The sequence below is a fragment of the Streptomyces sp. NPDC046379 genome (genome assembly GCF_055587785.1).
The window spans coordinates 104100-122127 of the sequence record NZ_JBVJFP010000001.1 but is presented as its reverse complement, the minus strand read 5'-3'; the positions used below and the strand labels follow the sequence as shown (position 1 = coordinate 122127).

General features: G+C 70.6%; 9 protein-coding genes. 7 read left to right on the top strand and 2 right to left on the bottom strand.

Annotated elements, in window-relative coordinates:
* Positions 1-47 precede the first annotated feature (47 nt).
* A complete protein-coding gene (locus ACZ6KF_RS00525) occupies positions 48-3044 on the top strand; it encodes a bifunctional [glutamine synthetase] adenylyltransferase/[glutamine synthetase]-adenylyl-L-tyrosine phosphorylase (protein ID WP_469236564.1) in 2997 nt (998 codons plus the stop codon).
* Positions 3045-3088: 44 nt separating this feature from the next.
* Here ACZ6KF_RS00525 and ACZ6KF_RS00520 read toward each other — a convergent pair whose 3' ends face one another.
* Entirely contained in the window at positions 3089-4045 is a 957-nt protein-coding gene (locus ACZ6KF_RS00520; RefSeq protein ID WP_469236562.1) for a phosphatase PAP2 family protein, read from the bottom strand.
* A 130-nt stretch (positions 4046-4175) separates the two neighbouring features.
* Positions 4176-5210, bottom strand: coding sequence for a LacI family DNA-binding transcriptional regulator (locus ACZ6KF_RS00515; protein ID WP_469158069.1), 1035 nt, complete (start codon positions 5208-5210; stop codon positions 4176-4178).
* Between the two features lie 435 nt (positions 5211-5645).
* Here ACZ6KF_RS00515 and ACZ6KF_RS00510 point away from each other — a divergent pair, with 435 nt between their 5' ends.
* The 6 genes from ACZ6KF_RS00510 to pulA all read left to right on the top strand — a co-directional run bounded on the left by ACZ6KF_RS00510 (position 5646) and on the right by pulA (position 18005).
* Positions 5646-6917: an extracellular solute-binding protein gene (locus tag ACZ6KF_RS00510; protein WP_356631844.1), complete on the top strand. Its 1272-nt coding sequence runs from the start codon at positions 5646-5648 to the stop codon at positions 6915-6917.
* Between the two features lie 111 nt (positions 6918-7028).
* Positions 7029-8042, top strand: coding sequence for a carbohydrate ABC transporter permease (locus ACZ6KF_RS00505; protein WP_469236559.1), 1014 nt, complete (start codon positions 7029-7031; stop codon positions 8040-8042).
* A gap of 13 nt (positions 8043-8055) precedes the next feature.
* Complete coding sequence (locus ACZ6KF_RS00500; protein ID WP_356631840.1) at positions 8056-8964, top strand: sugar ABC transporter permease; 909 nt, start codon at positions 8056-8058, stop codon at positions 8962-8964.
* Between the two features lie 149 nt (positions 8965-9113).
* Positions 9114-10796, top strand: coding sequence for a glycoside hydrolase family 13 protein (locus tag ACZ6KF_RS00495; protein WP_469158071.1), 1683 nt, complete (start codon positions 9114-9116; stop codon positions 10794-10796).
* A gap of 263 nt (positions 10797-11059) precedes the next feature.
* A complete protein-coding gene (locus ACZ6KF_RS00490; protein WP_356631836.1) occupies positions 11060-12433 on the top strand; it encodes an alpha-amylase in 1374 nt (457 codons plus the stop codon).
* 172 nt (positions 12434-12605) lie between these two features.
* The gene (pulA, locus tag ACZ6KF_RS00485; protein WP_469236556.1) at positions 12606-18005 is read left to right on the top strand and encodes a pullulanase-type alpha-1,6-glucosidase; all 5400 of its coding nucleotides are present in this window, start codon (positions 12606-12608) and stop codon (positions 18003-18005) included.
* The last annotated feature ends 23 nt before the right edge of the window (positions 18006-18028 follow it).

Sequence of the window (18028 nt, the reverse complement as noted above, 5' to 3'; positions counted from 1 at the left end):
TCCGGTTAGGCTCGCTCCGTACCACCGCTGATCCGGACGGGAGGGCGATGATGACGCCGGGGCGCAGGAGCAGTACCTTCACTCGGCTGCTGCGGCACGGATTCACCGACCCCTCCGCGGCCGAGGGGATGCTCGACAGCCCCGACCTCGCGCCCATAAGGAACGACCCCGTCCTCCTGGACGCCCTCGGCGCCACCGCCGACCCCGACCTCGCCCTCGCCGGCCTGGTCCGCCTCCTGGAGGCGCAGCCCTCGTCCGCCGCCCGGCGTGAGCTGCTCGGCACGCTGATCTCCGCCAAGCCCCTGCGCGACCGCCTCCTCGGCGTGCTGGGCGCCTCCGCCGCGCTCGGCGACCATCTCGCCCGGCACGCCGACGACTGGCGGGCGCTGGTCATGTACGAGCCGCGCGACCTGCATCCCGGCGTCGCCGAGTTCGAGCGCGGCCTCGCGGGGGCCGCCGACCCCGTGGCGCTGCGCGTCGCCTACCGCCGCTGCCTGCTCTCCATCGCCGCCCGCGACGTCTGCGGCACCACCGACGTCGCCCAGACCGCCGCCGAGCTGGCCGACCTGGCCACCGCCACCCTGCGCGCCGCCCTCGCCCTCGCCGAGGCCGCCGCGCCCGAGGACGCGGCGCAGTGCCGGCTCGCCGTGATCGCGATGGGCAAGTGCGGCGGCCACGAGCTGAACTACGTCTCCGACGTCGACGTCATCTTCGTGGGCGAGGCCGAGGGCGGCGCCGACGAGGGCAAGGCGCTGCGCGCCGCCACCCGGCTCGCCTCGCACATGATGCGGATCTGCTCCGAGACGACGGTGGAGGGGTCCATCTGGCCCGTCGACGCCAACCTCCGCCCCGAGGGCCGCAACGGCCCGCTGGTGCGCACGCTCAGCAGCCACCTCGCCTACTACCAGCGCTGGGCCAAGACCTGGGAGTTCCAGGCCCTGCTCAAGGCCCGCCCGGTAGCCGGCGACCCGGAGCTGGGCGCGCAGTACACCGAGGCGCTCGGACCACTGGTGTGGCAGGCCGCCGAGCGGGAGAACTTCGTCGCCGACGTGCAGAAGATGCGCCGCCGGGTGGTCGAGAACATCCCCGTCGCCGAGGTCGAGCGGGAGCTGAAGCTCGGGCCGGGCGGACTGCGGGACGTCGAGTTCGCGGTGCAGCTGCTGCAACTCGTGCACGGGCGCGCCGACGCCTCGCTGCGCAGCGGCACGACCCTGGACGCCCTCGCCGCGCTCGCCGCCGGGGGATACGTCGGCCGGTCCGACGCCGCCCAGCTGGAGGAGGCGTACCGCTTCCTGCGCTCCATGGAGCACCGCATCCAGCTCTACCGGCTGCGCCGCACCCACCTCGTCCCCGAGGCCGAGGAGGACCAGCGGCGTCTCGGCCGCTCGCTCGGGCTGCGCGCGGACCCCGTCGCCGAGCTGAACCGCGAGTGGAAGCGGCACGCGGCCGTCGTCCGCCGCCTGCACGAGAAGATCTTCTACCGGCCCCTCCTCGACGCCGTCGCCCAGCTCGCCCCCGGCGAGGCCAGGCTCAGCCCCGAGGCGGCCCGCGAACGCCTGGTCGCCCTCGGCTACGCCGACCCGGCCGCGGCCCTGCGCCATCTGGAGGCGCTGGCCTCCGGCGTCTCCCGCAAGGCGGCGATCCAGCGGACCCTGCTGCCCGTACTGCTGGGCTGGTTCGCCGACTCCGCCGACCCGGACGCCGGCCTGCTCAACTTCCGCAAGGTCTCCGACGCGCTCGGCAACACCCCCTGGTACCTGCGGCTGCTGCGCGACGAGGGCGCCGCGGCGGAGAACCTCGCCCGCGTGCTGTCCGCCGGGCGCCTCGCCCCCGACCTGCTGCTGCGCGCCCCGGAGGCGGTGGCGCTGCTCGGCGACGGCGACGGCGACGGTCTGGCGCCGAGGCCGCGCTCACACCTGGAGCAGGAGATACTCGCCGCGGTCGGCCGCGCGAGCGGCGCGGAGCAGGCGGTCACCGCCGCCCGCGGGGTGCGGCGCAGGGAACTGTTCCGCACGGCCGCCGCCGACATCGTCGGCTCCTACGGCACCGAGACGCAGCCTGCCGAGGCCGACCGGGGCGCGCTGGTCGACCGGGTCGGCGCGGCCGTGTCCGACCTGACCGCGGCGACGCTCTCGGGCACCCTGCGGGCTGTCGTCCGCGAGCACTGGGCCGAGAACCTGCCGACCCGGTTCGCCGTGATCGGCATGGGCCGCTTCGGCGGGCACGAACTGGGTTACGGCTCCGACGCCGACGTGATCTTCGTGCACGAGCCGTGCGACGGCGTGGACGAGCGGGAGGCCGGCGACGCCGCGAACAAGGTCGTCGCCGAGATGCGCCGGCTGCTGCAGGTCCCGAGCGCCGACCCGCCGCTGCTGATCGACGCCGACCTGCGACCCGAGGGCAAGTCCGGCCCGATGGTGCGCAGCCTGAAGTCGTACGAGGCCTACTACCGGCGCTGGTCGCTGGTGTGGGAGTCGCAGGCGCTGCTGCGGGCCGAGCCGGTGGCCGGCGACGAGGACCTCGGACGGCGGTTCACCGAGCTGATCGACCCGCTGCGCTACCCGGAGCACGGGCTGGGGGAGGAGGCCGTACGGGAGATCCGGCGGCTCAAGGCGCGCATGGAGACCGAGCGGCTGCCGCGCGGGGCCGACCCCAAGCTGCACACCAAGATCGGGCCGGGCGGGCTGTCCGACGTGGAGTGGACGGTGCAGCTGCTCCAGCTGCGGCACGGCTGGGAGGTGCCGGGGCTGCGCACCACCCGCACCCGCGAGGCGCTGGCCGCCGCCCGCGAGGCCGGGCTGCTGTCCGCCGAGGACGCGGTGACGCTGGACGAGGCCTGGGTGCTGGCGACCCGGGTGCGCAACGCGGTGATGCTGGTCCGCGGCCGGGCGGGCGACACCTTCCCGTCCGACATCCGCGAGCTGGCCGCGGTGGGGCGCTACTTGGGCTACGGGCCGGGGCACGCGGGCGACATGCTCGACGCGTACCGGCGTACGACGCGCAAGGCGCGGGCCGTGGTGGACGAGCTGTTCTACGGGGCGTAGGCCCTCCTCCGGCCGGGCCTTCCCGCCCTCCCGCCCTGGGGGCCCTACGGGGCGTAGGCCCGCTCCGGCCTGGCCTCCCCGTCCTCCTGCGCGGCCGCCGGGTCTCCCGCCGTGCTCCGCGCGGACGCCGGGCCCACGGCTACCGGCCCCGTCCCGGAACCCGGCCGGGGCCGCGGCAGCGCCGTCACCGACCTGGGCAGGGTGTGAGGCAGGCCGCCGTACCACAGCCACGCCACCCCGTAGCCGAAGGCGAGGCAGAGGATGCCGCCCACCGCGTCCAGCCAGAAGTGGTTGGCGGTGGCGACGATCACGACCAGCGTGGCCGCCGGGTAGAGCAGGCCCAGGACCCGCACCCACGGCACCGAGGCCAGGGCGAAGAGCGTCAGCCCGCACCACAGGGACCAGCCGATGTGCATCGACGGCATGGCGGCGTACTGGTTGGACATGTTCTTCAGGTCGCCGGACGCCATCGAGCCCCAGGTCTGGTGGACCAGGACGGTGTCGATGAAATCGCCGCCGGTCATCAGCCGGGGCGGGGCGAGCGGATACAGGTAGTAGCCGACGAGGGCGACACCGGTCGTCGCGAACAGCACCGTGCGGGTCGCTGCGTACCGGCCGGGATGGCCGCGGTAGAGCCACACCAGCACGCCGAGCGTCACCACGAAGTGCAGCGTGGCGTAGTAGTAGTTCATCCCGACGATGAGCCAGGTCACCGAGTTCACGGCGTGGTTGACCGACTGCTCGACCGCGATGCCCAGCTGCTGCTCGGCCTTCCAGATCCAGTCCGCGTTGCGCAGTGCCTCGGCACGCTGTTCCGGGACGGCGTTGCGGATCAGCGAGTACGTCCAGTAGCTCACCGCGATCAGCAGGATCTCGAACCACAGCCGGGGCCGGCGCGGAGCGCGGAACCTGCGGGGGCGCTCCCGCCCCGTGGCGTCCGCGACGGGGTGCGGAACGGCCTCGGCGCGGCCTTCCGATGTCGTCACGGTCGTGTCACCCATGGGCCAGAGTCTGCCAGAAAAGACGTTCCGGTCCGATCATCCCCCGGTCCCGTCCGGGGTGCACCTCGTACGCCGGACACAGGCGCCCGCCTCGTACCCGCGCAGGAGAGGCGCCCGCTCACTCTCCGACTCAGGGACGATTCCGGTCGCCGGGGGCCGAAGCGGTCGAACCGCGCACCACCAGCTCGGGCATGAACACGAACTCGCTGTGCGGGGCCGGCGTCCCGCCGATCTCCTCCAGCAGCGTGCGCACCGCGGCCTGGCCCATCGCGGGGACCGGCTTGCGGACCGTCGTCAGGGGCGGGTCGGTGAAGGCGATCAGCGGGGAGTCGTCGAAGCCCACCACCGAGATGTCCTTCGGCACGTCCAGGCCCCGCTGGCGGGCGGCCCGTATGGCGCCGAGCGCCATCATGTCGCTGGCGCAGACGACCGCCGTGCAGTCGCGCTCCATCAGCGCCGTGGCGGCGGCCTGGCCGCCCTCCAGGGTGTAGAGGGAGTGCTGGATCAGCTCCGTCTCGACGACCTCCGCGGACAGCCCCAGCTGCTCCTGCATCGTCCGGACGAAACCGTCGATCTTCCGCTGCACCGGCACGAACCGCTTCGGCCCCAGCGCCAGCCCCACCCGGGTGTGCCCCAGCGAGACGAGGTGGGTGACCGCCAGGGCCATCGCGGCCCGGTCGTCGGGGGAGATGAACGGCGCCTGCACCTTCGGGGAGAAGCCGTCCACGAGGACGAAGGGCACTCCCTGTGCGCGCAGCTGTTCATAGCGCTGCATGTCGGCGGTGGTGTCGGCGTGCAGTCCGGAGACGTAGATGATGCCGGCGACGCCGCGGTCGACCAGCATCTCGGTCAGCTCGTCCTCGGTGGAGCCGCCGGGGGTCTGGGTGGCCAGCACCGGGGTGTAGCCCTGCCGGGTCAGCGCCTGTCCGATGACCTGGGCGAGGGCCGGGAATATGGGGTTCTCCAGCTCAGGGGTTATCAGGCCCACCAGGCCGGCGCTGCGCTGGCGCAGCCGTACGGGGCGCTCGTACCCGAGGACGTCGAGCGCGGCCAGTACGGACTGACGGGTGGTGGCGGCGACGCCCGGCTTCCCGTTGAGGACGCGGCTGACGGTCGCTTCGCTCACCCCCGCCTGAGCAGCGATGTCGGCAAGCCGTGTGGTCACGGGATTGGACTGTACCGGGCGTATCTCCCCTTGCCCACCAATCGGACGCCGGCCGCGGGCGGTTGCCCGGCCCGCTGCGGGTTGCTGCTTCATTGCGTCCCCTTGAAGTTCGGTCGGCGTCCGGTCCGCAAGAGGATGGTCCCCCGGCCCGGAACGTGTGGCAAGAGCTTGCAGAGTCTTGCACAACCTGGCCCCGAACCGCTCAGAACCAGCAAGAGGCGGTCTCGGAGCGGTCTCGGACTGACACAGGAGAGGTTACGCGAGGATAACTTCGGTGATGCCTTGCACTTTTTTTCTGCAAGGTCTTTCGGAACGCTTACACGGCTGTTACGTTCCAGTCGCCCGGCGGCGGCAACGGCGCAGTCGGCAAGTCGCAGGGGCGGCGGACGGGACCGCCCCCTGCACCACTCGGGCTTTCACCCTCAAGGAGAACTCATGCGGCGTGGCATAGCGGCCACCGCGCTGGTGGCGTCCCTCGCTCTCGCGGCGACGGCCTGCGGCGGCGACGACAGCGGCAGCGACAGCTCTGACGGTCCGGTCACCATCACCTGGTGGGACACCTCGAACGCCACCAACGAGGCGCCGACCTACCAGGCGTTGATCAAGGACTTCGAGGCCGCGAACAAGGACGTCAAGGTCAAGTACGTCAACGTGCCCTTCGACCAGGCGCAGAACAAGTTCGACACGGCGGCCGGCTCCAAGGGCGCCCCGGACGTGCTGCGCTCCGAGGTCGGCTGGACCCCCGCGTTCGCGAAGAAGGGCTTCTTCCTGCCGCTGGACGGCACCGAGGCCCTCGCCGACCAGGACAAGTTCCAGCCCAACCTGCTCAAGCAGGCCCAGTACGAGGGCAAGACGTACGGCGTCCCCTTCACCACGGACACGCTGGCCCTGGTCTACAACAAGGAGCTGTTCGAGAAGGCCGGCGTCGAGGTCCCCAAGACCTGGGCCGACCTGAAGAAGGCCGCCGCCACGATCAAGGACAAGACCGGCGTCGACGGCTACTGGGGCTCCACCCAGGCCTACTACGCCCAGTCCTTCCTCTACGGCGAGGGCGCCGACACCGTCGACGTCGACGCCAAGAAAATCACGGTCACCTCGCCCGAGGCCAAGAAGGGCTACGAGACCTGGCTGAGCCTGTTCGACGGCAAGGGCCTGCACAAGGCCGACACCACCGCCGACGCCTACGCCCACATCCAGGAGGCGTTCGTCAACGGCAAGGTCGCCTCGATCATCCAGGGCCCGTGGGAGATCACGAACTTCTACAAGGGCTCGGCCTTCAAGGACAAGAAGAACCTCGGCATCGCCACCGTCCCGGCCGGCTCCTCCGGACAGGCGGGCGCCCCGACCGGCGGCCACAACCTGGCGGTCTACGCCGGCTCCGACGAGGCCAAGCAGAAGGCCGCGCTGAAGTTCGTCAACTTCATGACCTCGGCCAAGGCGCAGGAGACCATCGCGCTGAAGAACTCCACGCTGCCCACGCGTGAGGACGCCTACAGCGTCAAGGTCGTCGCCGACCCCGGCATCGCCGGCTACCAGGGCGTCCTGGACGCCGCCCAGCCGCGCCCGGAGCTGCCCGAGTACAGCTCCCTGTGGGGTCCGCTCGACGACGAGCTGCTGAAGGTCGCCGGCGGCAAGGTGTCCCTCGACGAGGGCCTGAGCAACGCCGAGACCGCGATCGCCAAGCTGGTCCCGGACTTCAGCAAGTAAGCCCGCGTGGCCGCCGGATCCTCCAGCAGGAACAGAGGGGGAAGGATCCGGCGGCCATCGGCCTGTGTGCCGTACCCCTTGGTCTTTTGATCTTCCAGAAGGTGTCGAACCATGACAGTCGCCATCGACCGCGCGACCGGCAAGAAGAGCAGAGCGAGCGGTGACCGCGGTCCCCGGTCCGGGCTCGGCCGGCGTCTCAAGAACAGCTACCAGAAGTACTGGTACGCCTATGTGATGATCGCGCCCGTGGCGGTCGTGCTCGGCGTCCTCGTGCTGTACCCCCTGGCCTACGGCTTCTATCTGACGCTCACCGACGCGACCAGCCTGAACACGGCACGGACGATCGGCGTCAACGAGATCGAGGCCACCTACAAGTACATCGGCTTCGACAACTACGCCGACATCCTGTGGGGCGAGACGGCCTACGACCGGTTCTGGTCGCACTTCATCTGGACGATCGTGTGGACGGCCGCCTGCGTCGCCCTGCACTACTCCATCGGCCTCGGCCTCGCCCTGCTGCTCAACCAGAAGCTGCGCGGGCGGACCTTCTACCGGCTGATCCTGGTCCTGCCGTGGGCCGTGCCGACCTTCGTCACCGTCTTCGGCTGGCGCTTCATGCTCGCCGACACCGGCATCATCAACTCCGCCCTGGACGCGCTGCACCTGCCCAGCCCGGCCTGGCTGGAGGACACCCTCTGGCAGCGCTTCGCCGCGATCATGGTCAACACCTGGTGCGGTGTGCCGTTCATGATGGTCTCCCTGCTCGGCGGCTTGCAGTCCATCGACGCCACCCTCTACGAGGCCGCGGAGATGGACGGCGCCACCCCCTGGCAGCAGTTCCGCCACGTCACGCTGCCCGGTCTGAGGGCGGTCAGCTCCACCGTGGTCCTGCTCGGCATCATCTGGACGTTCAACCAGTTCGCGATCATCTTCCTGCTGTTCGGCAACACCGCGCCGGACGCGCAGATCCTCGTGACCTGGGCCTACCAGCTCGGCTTCGGCCAGCAGCCGCGCGACTTCGCGCAGTCCGCCGCCTACGGCATCCTGCTGCTGGGCATCCTGATCGTCTTCACCTCCTTCTACCGCCGCTGGCTGAACCGCGATGAGCAGCAGCTCGCGATCTGAGGCAGGAGTCCCCATGAGCACCACGACCGTCCAGAAGACCGACGCCGACGGCCCGGTCCCCGTCGTCCCCGCGCCCGGCAAGGTGCGCCGGCGCGGGCAGCGCGGCCTCGCCGCGAGCCTGACCTCCCACGGCCTGCTGATCGTCGCCAGCCTGATCGCGCTGTTCCCGATCGCCTGGCTGGTCTTCCTGTCCCTCGGCCCGGACAAGGACGACTACCTGTACCCCGGGCGCATCTGGTCGACGATGACGCTGGACAACTACACGCACGTCCTGCAGAACACCAACTTCTTCGACTGGCTGTGGAGCACGCTGATCGTGTCGCTGGGCACCACGGTCATCGGCGTGTGCATCGCCGCGACCACCGGCTACGCGGTCTCCCGGATGCGCTTCCCCGGGTACAAGAAGTTCATGTGGGTCCTGTTGTGCACCCAGATGTTCCCGATCGCCGTGCTGATCGTGCCGATGTTCCAGATCCTGTCGGAGCTGCGGCTCATCGACACCTACTTCGGCCTGGTCCTGGTGTACTGCTCGACCGCGGTGCCCTACTGCGCGTGGCTGCTGAAGGGGTACTTCGACACCATCCCGTTCGAGATCGACGAGGCCGGACGCGTCGACGGGCTCTCCCCGTTCGGCACCTTCTTCCGGCTGATCCTGCCGCTCGCCCGGCCGGGCCTGGCGGTGGCCGCGTTCTACAGCTTCATCACCGCCTTCGGCGAGGTCGCGTTCGCCTCCACCTTCATGCTGGACGACGAGAAGTACACCTTCGCCGTCGGTCTGCAGAGCTTCGTCAGCGAGCACGACGCGCAGCGCAACCTCATGGCCGCGACCGCGGTCCTGATCGCCATTCCGGTGTCCGCCTTCTTCTACCTCGTGCAGAAGAACCTGGTCACCGGCCTCACCGCGGGCGGCACCAAGGGCTGAGCGCCCTGCCGCCCCGAGGGCTCCCGCGCTCCTGACCGGCGCGGGTGGCGGCCGCGACGCCCTTCCGCCCCGCCGGGCGTCGCGGCCGCCTGCACCACGGCCCCCGCAACCGCACCCACCCGACCACGTCTCCTTACGCATAGGACGCCATGAGCCAGCACTCCGCCGACCCGGCACCGAACTCCGCCGTCGCCACCGTCGCCAAGCGCCGCGACTGGTGGCGGGACGCGGTGATCTACCAGGTCTATCCGCGCAGCTTCGCCGACAGCAACGGCGACGGCATGGGCGACCTGGAGGGTGTACGTTCCCGACTCCCGTACCTGCGCGACCTCGGCGTGGACGCCGTGTGGCTGAGCCCCTTCTACGCCTCGCCGCAGGCCGACGCCGGCTACGACGTGGCCGACTACCGCGCCGTCGACCCGATGTTCGGCTCGCTGCTGGACGCCGACGCGCTGATCCGCGACGCCCACGCGCTCGGCCTGCGCATCATCGTCGACCTGGTCCCCAACCACTCCTCCGACCAGCACGAGTGGTTCAAGCGGGCGCTGCGCGAGGGCCCCGGCTCCCCGCTGCGGGACCGCTACCATTTCCGCCCCGGCAAGGGCGAGAACGGCGAACTGCCGCCCAACGACTGGGAGTCCATCTTCGGCGGGCCGGCCTGGACCCGGGTCACCGAGCCCGACGGCACCCCCGGCGAGTGGTACCTGCACCTGTTCGCCCCCGAGCAGCCCGACTTCAACTGGGAGCACCCGGCGGTCGGCGACGAGTTCCGCTCCATCCTGCGCTTCTGGCTCGACATGGGCGTCGACGGCTTCCGCATCGACGTCGCGCACGGCATGGTGAAGGCCGAGGGCCTGCCGGACCTTGGATCCCACGAGCAGTTGAAGCTGCTGGGCAACGATGTCATGCCGTTCTTCGACCAGGACGGCGTGCACGACATCTACCGGCAGTGGCGGCTCATCCTCGACGAGTACCCGGGTGAGCGCATCTTCGTCGCCGAGGCGTGGACCCCGACCGTCGAGCGCACCGCCAACTACGTGCGCCCCGACGAGCTGCACCAGGCGTTCAACTTCCAGTACCTCGGCTCCTACTGGGACGCCGAGGAGCTGCGGTCCGTCATCGACCGCACGCTGGAGTCGATGCGCCCGGTCGGCGCCCCGGCCACCTGGGTGCTGTCCAACCACGACGTCACCCGGCACGCCACCCGCTTCGCCAACCCGCCCGGCCTCGGCACCCAGATCCGCAGCGCCGGCGACCGCGAGCTGGGCCTGCGCCGCGCCCGCGCCGCCACTTTGCTGATGCTGGCGCTGCCCGGCTCGGCGTACATCTACCAGGGCGAGGAACTGGGCCTGCCGGACGTCGTCGACCTGCCCGACGAGGTGCGCCAGGACCCGGCGTACTTCCGCGGCGCCGGCCAGGACGGCTTCCGCGACGGCTGCCGGGTGCCGATCCCGTGGACCCGTGAGGGGTCGTCGTACGGCTTCGGCGGCGGGGGCAGCTGGCTGCCGCAGCCGCAGGGCTGGGGCGAGCTGAGCGTCGAGGCGCAGCAGGGCGTGCCCGGCTCCACGCTGGAGCTGTACCGCGCAGCGCTGGCCGTGCGGCGGGAGCGGCCCGACCTCGGTGCGGGCGACTCGGTGGAGTGGCTCAAGGCGCCCGAGGGCGTACTGGCCTTCCGTCGCGGAGAGTTCGTGTGCGTGGCGAACACCACCGGCGAGTCGGTGACGGCTCCGGTGGGCAGCGGGCGCGTCCTGATCGCCAGCGACGAGGTGGCGGAGGCGGACGGCGAGATCAAGGTGCCCGGCGACACCACGGTGTGGTGGGCGACGGCCTGACGGCCCACGGTCTGACGGGCCTCGTGGCCCACGGTCTGCCGGCCTGACGATTCACGGTCTGTCGGCCGCGGTCTGTCGGCCGCGGCCTGTCGATCCGCGGTCTGTCGGTCCGCGGTCTGTCGGCACCGCGAAAGTTTTTTTCTTGAAGTTGGTACGGCCCGCTGCCTTTTGGGCGGCGGGCCTTTAACATCTGCGTCACAAAGGCTTGCTGAAGCTTTCAGCAAGAGCCTTCATCCAAGCCTTCAACGGAGAAGGAACCCCACATGGCACGCAGAATCCTCTCCGGCGCGCTCGCCCTCGCGGCCGCCGCCCTTGTCATGAACCCATCCACCGCACAGGCCTCCCCGCCCGGGACCAAGGACGTCACGGCCGTCCTGTTCGAGTGGAACTTCGCCTCCGTGGCGAAGGAGTGCACCAACCGCCTGGGCCCCGCCGGCTACGGCTACGTCCAGGTCTCCCCGCCCGCCGAGCACATACAGGGCTCGCAGTGGTGGACCTCCTACCAGCCGGTCAGCTACAAGATCGCCGGTCGGCTGGGCGACCGGGCCGCCTTCCAGAACATGGTCAACACCTGTCACGCGGCCGGTGTGAAGGTCGTGGTCGACACGGTCATCAACCACATGTCCGCGGGCAGCGGCACCGGCACCGGCGGCTCGTCGTACACGAAGTACAACTACCCGGGCCTGTACAGCTCCTACGACTTCGACAACTGCACCGCGCAGATCACCAACTACGGTGACCGCGGCAACGTCCAGAACTGCGAACTGGTGGGCCTGGCCGACCTGGACACCGGTGAGGACTACGTCCGCTCGGCCATCGCCAAGTACATGAACGACCTGCTCTCCCTGGGCGTCGACGGCTTCCGCATCGACGCGGCCAAGCACATGCCGGCCGCCGACCTCGCCAACATCAAGTCCCGGCTGAGCAACCCGTCGGCCTACTGGAAGCAGGAGGTCATCCACGGCGCCGGAGAGGCCGTCCAGCCCACCGAGTACACGGGCAACGGCGACGTCCAGGAGTTCCGCTACGCCTACGACCTCAAGCGGGTCTTCAACAACGAGAACCTCGCCTACCTCAAGAACTACGGCGAGGGCTGGGGCTACATGAACAGCTCCGTCTCCGGCGTCTTCGTCGACAACCACGACACCGAGCGCAACGGATCCACCCTCAGCTACAAGGACAACGCCAACTACACCCTGGCGAACGTGTTCATGCTGGCCTGGCCCTACGGGGCGCCCGACATCAACTCCGGATACGAGTTCACCGACCACGACGCCGGGCCTCCGAACGGCGGCCAGGTCGGCGCCTGCTGGCAGAACGGCTGGAAGTGCCAGCACGCCTGGCGGGAGATCATGTCGATGGTCGGCTTCCGCAACGCCACCCGCGGCCAGGCGGTGACCAACTGGTGGGACAACGGCAACGACGCGATCGCGTTCGGCCGGGGCAGCAAGGGCTTCGTGGCCATCAACCACGAGTCCGGCTCCCTCACCCGCACCTACCAGACCTCGCTCCCCGCGGGCACCTACTGCAACGTCCAGAACAACACCACCGTGACCGTGAACGGCTCCGGCCAGCTCACGGCCACGCTGGGCGCCAACACCGCGCTCGCGGTGTACGCCGGCAAGTCCAGCTGCTGACGTAACGCCGTACCGGTGGATGGAAGTTCTTACCGAGGGTTTCAGAACTCTTGCAGTAAGGCTTTCGCCACCGGTACGGTCACGCGGACGCCCGGTGACGGAGCCGAGCCGTGGCGCACGGGGCCTGAGCACAGGCCCCCTCTTGAGCCGTAATCGCAAGGAGTCCACGCCTGTGATACCCAGATGGCCGGCGCGCCCGAAGCGCCGCACCGCGCATGTCAGACGGGTCGCGGCCGTCACCGTCGCCGCGCTCGCCGCGGCCGTGGTCCAGCCGCTCGCCGCACGCGCCGAGACCGCGCCCCCGCCGCCGTCCGACGCCTCGCTGGCCAAGGCGCCGGCCCGCCACGACCTCACCCGCGAGCAGTTCTACTTCGTCCTGCCGGACCGCTTCGCCAACGGCGACACCGGCAACGACAAGGGCGGCCTGACCGGCTCCCGCCTCGCCACCGGCCACGACCCCACCGACAAGGGCTTCTACCAGGGCGGCGACCTCAAGGGCCTGACCCAGCGCCTGGACTACATCAAGGGCCTCGGCACCACCGCCATCTGGCTCGCCCCCATTTTCAAGAACCGCCCGGTGCAGGGCGAGGGCGCGAGCGCCTCGGCCGGCTACCACGGCTACTGGATCACCGACTTCACCCAGGTCGACCCGCACTTCGGCTCCAACGCCGACCTCGAGACCCTCATCGACAAGGCCCACGCCAAGGGCATGAAGGTCTTCTTCGACGTCATCACCAACCACACCGCCGACGTCGTGGACTACGAGGAGAAGTCCTACGACTACCTCTCCAAGGGCGCGTTCCCGTACCTGACCAAGGACGGCGAGCCGTTCGACGACGCCGATTACGCGGACGGCGGGCGCGACTTCCCGGCCGTGGACTCCGGCTCCTTCCCGCGCACCCCGGTCGTCGCCGAGGACGAGAAGGACGTCAAGGTCCCCTCCTGGCTCAACGACCCGACGATGTACCACAACCGGGGTGACTCCACCTGGGCCGGCGAGTCCGCCACCTACGGCGACTTCGTGGGCCTGGACGACCTGTGGACCGAGCGTCCCGAGGTCGTCGAGGGCATGGAGAAGATCTACAAGAGGTGGGTCAGGGACTTCGACATCGACGGCTTCCGGATCGACACCGTGAAGCACGTCAACATGGAGTTCTGGACCCAGTGGGCCACCGCCCTGGACGCCTACGCGGCCAAGAAGGGCCGGGACGACTTCTTCATGTTCGGCGAGGTCTACTCCGCCGACACCTCCGTCACCGCCCCGTACGTCACCGAGGGCCGCCTGGACTCCACGCTCGACTTCCCCTTCCAGGACGCCGCCCGCGCCTACGCCTCCCAGGGCGGCAGCGCCAAGAAGCTCGCGGCCGTCTTCGGCGACGACTACAAGTACACGACCGGCCGGGCCAACGCCTACGAGCAGGTCACCTTCCTCGGCAACCACGACATGGGCCGCTTCGGCGCCTTCCTGAAGCAGGACGACGCGGACGCCTCGGACGCCGAACTGCTGCAGCGGGCCCGGCTCGCCAACGAGCTGATGTTCCTCAGCCGCGGCAACCCCGTCGTCTACTACGGTGACGAGCAGGGATTCACCGGCGCGGGCGGCGACAAGGACGCCCGCCAGACGATGTTCGCGTCGAAGACCGCCGACTACCTGGACGACGACCAACTCGGCACCGACCGCACCCACGCCGAGGACGCCTACGACACGCGTGCGCCGCTCTACCGGCAGATCAGTGCTCTCGCCAAGCTGCGCAAGGCCCACCCGGCCCTCGCCGACGGCGTCCAGACGGAGCGGTACGCCGCCGACGGCGCGGGCGTCTACGCCTTCTCCCGCACCGACGCGAGGACCGGCGTCGAGTACGTCGTCGCCTTCAACAACGCGGACGACGCCAGGCCGGCCACCTTCGCCACCGGCTCCGCCGGCATGACGTTCCGCGGCATCCACGGCACCGACGACTCGGTGCGCTCCGACGCCGACAAGAAGGTCACCGTCACCGTCCCGGCCGGCTCCGCCGTCGTCCTGCGGGCCACCGGCCCCGTGGACAGGGCGACCGCCGCCCCGACCGTCACGCTGAAGGCCCCCGATGCCGGAGCCACCGGCACCGTCGAGATCACCGCCGACGTCGACGGCGGCCGGCTCAACCGGGTCGTCTTCGCCGCCCAGACCGGCAACGGCGCCTGGCAGACCCTCGGCTCCGCCGACCACGCCCCCTACAAGGTCACCCACACCATCGGCGAGGACGTGCCGCCCGGCACCGCCCTGCGCTACAAGGCCGTCGTCGTCGACTCGGCCGGCCGCACCGCGAGCGCCCTGGCCGCCTCCTCGACCGGCGTCCCGCCCGCCGAGGAGGTTCCCACCGCGTCCTCCCGCGACTACGCGATCGTCCACTACAAGCGCGAGGACGGGAACTACGACGACTGGGGCCTGTACGCCTGGGGCGACCTCGCCGACGGCGAGGCCACCGACTGGCCCGACAGCCACCCCTTCATCGGCCGCGACGCCTACGGCGCCTTCGCCTACGTCAAGCTCAAGCCCGGCGCCACCGACGTCGGCTTCCTGGTCATCGACAAGCACGGCAACAAGGACGTCGCCGCCGACCGCACGATCGACGTGACGAAGACCGGCGAGGTCTGGATCGAACAGGGCAAGGAGACCCTGCGCACCGAACGGCCCGAGTACCCGGCGCAGGACACCACCAAGGCCGTCCTGCACTACCACCGCGCCGACGGGAACTACGACGGCTGGGGCCTGCACGTGTGGTCCGGCGCAGCGCAGCCCACCGAGTGGTCGAAGCCCCTCATGCCGGTGCGCACCGACTCCTACGGCGCGGTCTACGAGGTGCCGCTCACCGAGGGCGCCACCAGCCTCAGCTACATCCTCCACAAGGGCGACGAGAAGGACCTGCCCACCGACCAGGCCCTCGACCTCAAGGCCAGTGGCCACGAGGTGTGGCTGCTCAGCGGCCAGGAGGACCACCTGCTCCCGCAGCCGGCCGGCTCCGCCGCCGCGCTCGACCTGAGCACCTCCAGGGCCGTCTGGATCGACCGCGACACCGTCGCCTGGAACGGCTCCGACGCCGCCGCCTCCACCCAGCTCCTCGCCTCCCGCGACGGCTCCCTCAAGGTCGAGAACGGCACCCTGACCGGCGACGCCACCTGGCTGCGCCTGAAGAAGGGCACGCTCACCGACGCGCAGAAGGAGAAGTTCCCGCACCTGAAGGAGTACACCGCCTGGACGGTCGACCCGCGCGACCGCGACCGGGTCCGCGCCGCCCTGCGCGGCCAGCTCGTCGCCGCCCAGCGGGCCGCTAGCGGCGCCGTCCTCACCGCGACCGGCGTGCAGATCGCCGGCGTGCTCGACGACCTGTACGACGCCACCGACGCCGACCTCGGCCCGACCTTCCGGCACGGCCGGCCCACCCTGGCCGTCTGGGCGCCCACCGCGCAGAGCGTCGCCCTGGAGATCGGGGGCGGCACCGTCCCGATGAAGCGCGACGCCGCCACCGGCGTCTGGTCGGTCACCGGCCCGGCGTCCTGGAAGAACAAGCCGTACCGCTACGCCGTCAAGGTGTGGGCGCCCAGCGTCCGCGAGGTCGTCGTCAACAAGGTGACCGACCCCTACTCGGTGGCGCTGACCGCCGACTCCGAGCGCAGTCTGGTCGTGGACCTGCGCGACCGGTCCCTCGCCCCGAGCGGCTGGAACACCCTGAAGAAGCCGAAGGCCGTGCCGCTCAAGGACGCCCAGATCCAGGAGCTGCACATCCGGGACTTCTCCGTCGAGGACGACACGGCGAAGCACCGCGGCACCTACCGCGCCTTCGCCGACAAGGACAGCGACGGCTCGCAGCACCTGCGCAGGCTGGCCGAGGCCGGGACGTCGTACGTCCACCTGCTGCCCGCGTTCGACATCGCCACCATCCCCGAGAGGAAGGCCGACCAGACCACCGTCGACTGCGACCTCGCCTCCTTCGCCGCCGACTCCGACAAGCAGCAGGAGTGCGTGGCGAAGGCCGCCGCCAAGGACGCCTACAACTGGGGCTACGACCCCTACCACTACACGGTCCCCGAGGGCTCCTACGCCACCGACCCGGACGGCACCGAGCGCACGGTCGAGTTCCGCGAGATGGTCAAGGCGCTCAACGAGGACGGCCTGCGCGTCGTCATGGACGTCGTCTACAACCACACCGCGGCCGCCGGCCAGGCCGAGACCTCGGTCCTCGACCGGATCGTGCCCGGCTACTACCAGCGGCTCCTCGCCGACGGCTCGGTGGCCAACAGCACCTGCTGCGCCAACACGGCCACCGAAAACGCCATGATGGGCAAGCTCGTCGTGGACTCCGTCGTCACCTGGGCCAAGGACTACAAGGTCGACGGCTTCCGCTTCGACCTGATGGGCCACCACCCGAAGGCCAACATCCTCGCCGTCCGCAAGGCCCTCGACGCCCTCACCGTCGAAAAGGACGGCGTCGACGGCAAGAAGATCATTCTCTACGGCGAGGGCTGGAACTTCGGCGAGGTCGCCGACGACGCCCGCTTCACCCAGGCCACCCAGAAGAACATGGCCGGCACGGGCGTCGCGACCTTCTCCGACCGGGCCCGCGACGCGGTGCGCGGCGGCGGCCCCTTCGACGAGGACCCCGGCGTCCAGGGCTTCGCCTCCGGCCTCTACACCGAGCCCAACTCCTCGGCGGCCAACGGCACCGAGGCCCAGCAGCGGGCACGACTGCTGCACTACCAGGACCTGATCAAGGTCGGGCTCTCCGGCAACCTCGCCGACTACACCTTCACGGACACCAGCGGCAAGGAGGTCAAGGGCTCCCAGGTCGACTACAACGGCGCCCCCGCCGGATACGCCGAGGCCCCCGGTGACGCCCTCGCCTACGCCGACGCCCACGACAACGAGTCGCTGTTCGACGCCCTGGCGTTCAAGCTGCCGTCCTCGGTGAGCGCGGCCGACCGGGCCAGGATGCAGGTCCTGGCGATGGCCACGGCCACCCTCTCGCAGGGCCCGGCCCTCTCCCAGGCCGGCACCGACCTGCTGCGCTCCAAGTCGCTGGACCGCAACTCCTACGACAGCGGCGACTGGTTCAACGCCATCCACTGGAACTGCGCCGACGGCAACGGCTTCGGCCGCGGTCTGCCGCCGGCCGCCGACAACGCCGCCAAGTGGCCGTACGCCAAACCCCTGCTGACCTCGGTCGGCGTCGGCTGCCCGCAGATCCAGGGCGCCTCGGCCGCCTACCGGGACCTGCTCAGGATCCGTACGACGGAGAGCGCCTTCCGGCTCGACACGGCCGCGCAGGTGCAGAACGCGCTGTCCTTCCCGCTGTCCGGCAAGGACGAGACGCCGGGCGTGATCACCATGCGCCTCGGTGAGCTGGTCGTCGTCTTCAACGCGACGCCCGAGCGGCAGGAGCAGCGCGTCGAGGCGCTGTCCGGCGAGCGCTACCGGCTCCACCCGGTGCAGGCGTCCGGCGCGGACGAGGTCGTGAAGGAATCGGCCCACACGGCGGATTCGGGCACGTTCACCGTCCCGGCCCGCACTGTGGCCGTCTTCACCCCGGCCGGCTGACGGGACTGCGGTTAGGGTGCTCC